Source organism: Geminocystis sp. GBBB08, assembly GCF_016743215.1.
Lineage (GTDB): Bacteria > Cyanobacteriota > Cyanobacteriia > Cyanobacteriales > Cyanobacteriaceae > Geminocystis.
The window spans coordinates 1-4,454 of the sequence record NZ_VRZC01000239.1 but is presented as its reverse complement, the minus strand read 5'-3'; the positions used below and the strand labels follow the sequence as shown (position 1 = coordinate 4,454).

At 33.4% G+C, this 4,454-nt stretch carries 5 protein-coding genes; 3 read left to right on the top strand and 2 right to left on the bottom strand.

The genetic code is table 11. The features are described 5' to 3' along the window. The 3 genes from FWJ34_RS18520 to FWJ34_RS18510 all read left to right on the top strand — a co-directional run. The coding region (locus FWJ34_RS18520) for a Uma2 family endonuclease (RefSeq protein WP_308256809.1) at positions 1 to 444 on the top strand (444 nt) is incomplete at its 5' end. A 179-nt stretch (positions 445 to 623) separates the two neighbouring features. Then, positions 624 to 1,115: a YceD family protein gene (locus tag FWJ34_RS18515; protein WP_308256810.1), complete on the top strand. Its 492-nt coding sequence runs from the start codon at positions 624 to 626 to the stop codon at positions 1,113 to 1,115. A 79-nt stretch (positions 1,116 to 1,194) separates the two neighbouring features. Beyond that, positions 1,195 to 2,691: an AAA family ATPase gene (locus FWJ34_RS18510; protein ID WP_308256808.1), complete on the top strand. Its 1,497-nt coding sequence runs from the start codon at positions 1,195 to 1,197 to the stop codon at positions 2,689 to 2,691. Between the two features lie 73 nt (positions 2,692 to 2,764). Here the strand turns inward: FWJ34_RS18510 and FWJ34_RS18505 are convergent, their stop codons facing one another. Beyond that, positions 2,765 to 2,983 carry a type II toxin-antitoxin system prevent-host-death family antitoxin gene (locus FWJ34_RS18505; RefSeq protein WP_308256807.1) on the bottom strand — a complete coding sequence of 73 codons (219 nt, stop codon included), beginning with the start codon at positions 2,981 to 2,983 and terminating at the stop codon, positions 2,765 to 2,767. Positions 2,984 to 3,195: 212 nt separating this feature from the next. After that, positions 3,196 to 3,963 (bottom strand): PEP-CTERM sorting domain-containing protein, encoded by a 768-nt coding sequence (locus tag FWJ34_RS18500; RefSeq protein ID WP_308256806.1) that lies wholly within the window; start codon positions 3,961 to 3,963, stop codon positions 3,196 to 3,198. Between the last annotated feature and the right edge of the window lie 491 nt (positions 3,964 to 4,454).

Sequence of the window (4,454 nt, the reverse complement as noted above, 5' to 3'; positions counted from 1 at the left end):
ATAGTTGAAACCACTACAGAAGTTTTAGATTTAGAAATCTGTAGTTTAGGCTCAACAACATGGAGTCGGGAAGATTTACAAAAAGGGATAGAACCTGATGAGTGTTATTATATTAATAATGAGGCGATCGTTCGTGGTAAATTAGATTTTGACTTAAATATCGATCCTCCACCAGATTTAGCCCTTGAAATTGATATTACCAGTAGCTCTTTAGATCGATTAAGTATTTATGCTAGTCTTGGTATTGGTGAAGTATGGCAATTTGATGGTAAAGACTTATTCATTTATGTTTTAGAAAATGAAGTTTATCAGCTTTATGATCGATCTAATATATTATCAATTTTGGCAAAAAAAGATATTCTGAGATTTTTACAAAAACGTCAAGAAATGGGGGAAAATGCTCTATTAAAAGAGTTTCGTCAGTGGCTAGAAAATAAAAAGTAAGTAGAATATTGGTTAAAAAAAATTTAGGCACATTATTTGATTAGAATATAAAAATTAAAAATTGAAGAATAAAAGAAAAAACTCTTTGTGTCTTTGCATCTCCCCTTTCAAGGGAAGTTAGGGAGATTTGCAACAGATTTATTTATTCAACAACATCAATCTTGTTAACAATTTTAACTATGGAAAAAATTTATATCCCTCGATTGTTAAAAATGCCTCAACAAACAGAGGAAATTAAGTTAAATCATCAAATTTCAGGTTTAAATAGTCTTATTCCCGTTAGAGGAATTTTTCAGATTTGCCATCGGGGTAATTTTTTAGAGTTACAATTACAAGCTGATACCATTTTAACTTTAACTTGCGATCGCTGTTTACAAACTTTTAACCATCGTTTAGAAGTGGATACCTCCGAAATTATTTTATTGAAAGAGGAAGAATCAGATTTAAACTATCCTTTAGAAAGAGAAATTATCAGCGAAGATTTATCGGAAACTTTGCCACCGAATGGCGAATTAATCGTGGATGAATGGATTTATGAGCAATTATCTTTAGCAATGCCACTGCGTAATCTTTGTGAAAATGATTGTCAACCTCCTCTTCTCAAGGAGAAAAAAGATAGTACTATTAAAGATAATCGATGGTCAAGTTTAGCTAATTTAATAAAAGAATAAATCACCAAACTCTGGAGGTGATAAATAATCGGTGGTAAATTTTCAGTAAGGATTAACTTTTAATTAATTTATTAATTTGATGAATCATTTTAGTCAAGAATTTTCACTGTTATTAAGGGCGTGTTATCCTCTTATTTATATTCCTACCCAAGAAGAAGAAAGGGTAGAAAAAGCCATTGCCAATATCGGTAAAAAGGTGAATAATCGCAACATCTATACATGGGATTTCGTTGACGGCTATCAAGATAATCCTAATAATGCTAATTTTGCCAGACGGAATCCGTTACAAGCTCTGGAATTTATCGAAAAACTCCCCTCTAACATTGGTGGTGTCTTTATTTTAAGAGATTTTCAACGATTTTTAGAAGATATATCAGTATCTCGAAAATTGCGTAATTTAGCCCGAAATTTGAAAGCACAACCGAAAAATGTGGTTATCGTTGCCCCAGAAATTAATATCCCTACAGAGTTGAAAGAAGTTTTTACTATTGTCGAGTTTGCTTTACCCCAAGCCGATGAAATCAAAATAGAAATACAACGGTTACTTTCATCCACAGGGCAATATTTGACAGAGCAATTTTTAGGAGAATTAGTGAGATCGGCTCAAGGATTATCCCTAGAACGCATTAGAAGAGTGCTTACACGGGCGATCGCTCAAAATGGAAAATTAGAAGAAGAAGATGTAGAACTGATATTAGAAGAGAAAAAACAGTCCATAAGGCAAACAAAAATCCTTGACTACTATCCAGCCAAAGAACAAATTTCTGACATTGGCGGTTTAGACAATCTGAAAGAATGGTTATTGAGACGGGGTAATGCTTTCAGTGAATCAGCAAGGGCTTACGGGCTACCTTTTCCGAGAGGATTACTATTAGTAGGTATTCAAGGTACAGGAAAATCCTTAACAGCAAAGGCGATCGCCCACCATTGGCATTTACCCTTACTACGGTTAGATGTAGGGCGATTATTTGGGGGATTAGTGGGGGAATCGGAATCTCGCACCCGTCAAATGATTAATTTAGCAGAGGCTTTATCTCCTTGTATTTTATGGATTGATGAAATTGATAAAAGTTTTGCAGGTGCTGATGGCAAAGGCGATTCAGGCACAACTAGCCGAGTTTTTGGGACATTTATTACTTGGTTAGCGGAAAAAGAAAGTCCTGTTTTTGTGGTGGCAACAGCTAATAATATTCAAAATTTACCTGCGGAAATACTGAGAAAAGGAAGATTTGACGAAATATTTTTTGTGGGATTACCTAGCCAAGAAGAAAGAGAAGCAATTTTTAAGGTGCATTTAGCCCGATTACGTCCTCATAATTTAAGTAGTTATGACATAAAACGATTAGCTTACGAAACTCCCGAATTTTCAGGGGCTGAAATTGAGCAAACAATAATTGAGGCCATGCACTTAGGGTTTAGTCAAAATCGAGATTTCACCAATGAAGATATATTAAGCGCAGCTAGTCAAATTATACCGTTAGCAAGGACGGCAAAAGAACAAATTGAATTTTTGCAAAATTGGGCAACATCAGGAAAAGCTCGTTTAGCCTCTCGTAACCAATTAAGATTACCTTAGATTTTTTGATTTTTAAGAATTTTAAAATATGAATCCCAAAATTATTGAATACTTTGTTTGATATTCTTCTTGTCTAATTCTTTTCTCCTAATGCTTTATAAAGTCGTTGGGCATTTTTTGGACTCCGTAATAAATATAATGTCTCTTCGATCGAGCTATAATCTTCAAGGGACATCATCACTACTGGTTTTTCCGATTGACGGGTTATGATAATTGGGGCATGATTTTCGCAAACCTGATTCATTACAGAAGTAAAGTTTTTTCTAGCTTGAGTATAAGTGATTGCATCCATAATGTTTGGAAACTGATTTAATTTTTGGTTTACCGTTTATGTATTTATACGGTTAATTATAACTGAAATAAGATGTTCATAACTTATTTTAAATAAACAAAAAATAAGATGGATATGGTTAATTGTCTGACAAAAAAGTCCATCTTTATTTTTAATTTTGGCCCGACTTTGAAAAAACCCTGGTTAACAAAGGGGGAATTATAAACAAGAATTTAGGGAGTTTGCTGACTTTTCTTTTTGAAAACAATACCAAAACCGAGAGAGGCTAACGTGCCTAAAATCGTTAAAGGTTCAGGAACAGCTTGGGGTTCTACTGTAAATTGAGTTATTGTTATACTCGCCTGTGTTCCTGTTGTTGCACCGAAAGAATTTCCAGTGAAAGCTCGAAAATCTGTTCCATAACCCGGAGTAGAAGTATTCAAAGCATCTAAAAAGCCGATATTTGAAGAACTCGGAGTATGTTGAATTAATACTACCAAATCACCTCCTTGATAGGTGTAAGGATTGTCGAAAGAAATAACCGGACCAAAGGGATTTGTACTGGGGTTAAGGGCTCCTCCTTGAAAATCATTAGCATTAAAAGATAAAGCACCATCACGAACTTGAACTGAGTTGGACTGATTGTTCGCAAAAGTCGTACTCATATTGGCAATGGTATTAACTGCTTGGGAAAGATAAATCTCATAGTCAGTAAAGGATGCCGCCAGGGAATTAGAGTTTAACAAGTTGGATGATATGCGAAAGGTTAAGCCGGTGATGACATCTCCGATATTGATACCTGTCAATAAAGATGCCCCATACTGCATTTGATAAGTTCGATTGCTAATACTTAAGGCAGTATTGTTACCTGTAGTACTTTGTAGATTCGGAGTCGTAACCGTAAGGGCATTAACGGACTGAGGAGTTACCCACCCCGATATTGCAATTGTACTACCCATAATTAGGGTGGCTAAAGCGGTATTTTTGATGGTGTTAATCATGGGGATTATTTCTTAAAATAGTAGTTTGATAATTTAATTGTAAATATTTAAAAAATTTTCGTCAATAGATTTTTTGATTTTTAAGGATGATTTTAAAGTTTAAATATAAATACTGAATCTTCATGAAAACCTTAAATAAATTTTAAAACTAACAAAAAACGTTCATTAAAATGAACTAATAAAATATTTGACACTCACCGTTAAATCAAAGATAGATTATCTCTTAATTTATTGAGAGGCGATGGAATTGCTTAAAACTTTTATTTATCTCCCAATAAAATAAACTTCATTGCTAATGGGGTAATTTTACTTCCATTAAGTAAATTTTCTTTAAAAATATTCGGTTTTTTCTAATAAGTAAGTAGGCAAAATTAATTGTATATTTACTTTATGAAAGACAGAAGATAATAAGCAATAGGCAACAAGGATTGTATGTTATTTTAATTAATTTAAAAATTCACAATCTATTTTGCACGAGTACTTAATTGATT